Raw genomic sequence first — 966 nt, 5'->3', positions numbered from 1 at the left:
CAAATTGTAATATTTAAGACAGGGAATTTTTATGTCAGAGGGCAAAAAGACCAAACTCATTACCGCAGGCCGCGATAAGAAGTGGACCAACGGCGTGGTAAACCCGCCAGTACAACGCGCTTCTACTGTCGTGTTTAATACTGTTGCAGAGAAAAACCAAGCCGCAATAAACCGCGCAAACAAAACGCTGTTTTACGGGCGTCGTGGTACTAACACTCACTTTGCTTTTCAAGACGCAATGGTCGAGATCGAAGGCGGTGCGGGTTGTGCTCTTTACCCTTGCGGAACGGCAGCTATTTCTAACGCGCTCCTTTCTTTCGTTGAAGCTGGCGACCATATTTTGATGGTTGATACGTGTTACGAACCAACACGTGATTTCTGCAACGTGATCATGAAAAAGATGGGCGTAGAAACCACTTACTACGATCCGATGATCGGCGAAAACATTCGTGATTTGATTCAACCAAACACCAAAATACTGTTTCTTGAATCGCCGGGGTCAATCACGATGGAAGTTCAAGACGTTCCAACTATGGCGCGCATCGCTCACGAGCACGATATCATTGTGATGCTCGATAACACGTGGGGCGCCGGCGTGAACTTCTCACCTTTCGAACATGGCGTGGACATTTCTATTCAAGCGGCGACAAAGTACATCGTTGGACACTCTGACGTCATGCTCGGCACCGCAGTGGCGTCTGAGAAATACTGGGATCAGCTTCGCGAACAAAGCTACCTGATGGGTCAATGCGTTTCTCCTGATGACGCTTACCTTGGCCTACGAGGCATTCGCACTTTGGATATTCGCTTACGCCAGCACGCTGAAAACAGTTTGAAAGTCGCACAGTGGTTGGCAAACCGCCCTGAAGTGGATCATGTTCGTCACCCTGCCCTAGAGACTTGCCCTGGTCATGAGTTCTTTGAGCGTGATTTTACTGGCGGCAATGGCTTGTTCTCATTTGTGCT

The 966-nt window shown here is 48.8% G+C and carries 1 protein-coding gene; it reads left to right on the top strand.

The features are described from left to right. Positions 1–31: 31 nt before the first annotated feature. On the top strand, positions 32–966 hold a 935-nt coding region (locus R7Z77_RS24300; RefSeq protein ID WP_318136922.1), incomplete at its 3' end, for a cystathionine beta-lyase.

Source organism: Vibrio sp. 1401 (genome assembly GCF_033340295.1).
This window is presented reverse-complemented; position numbering and strand designations above follow the sequence as displayed.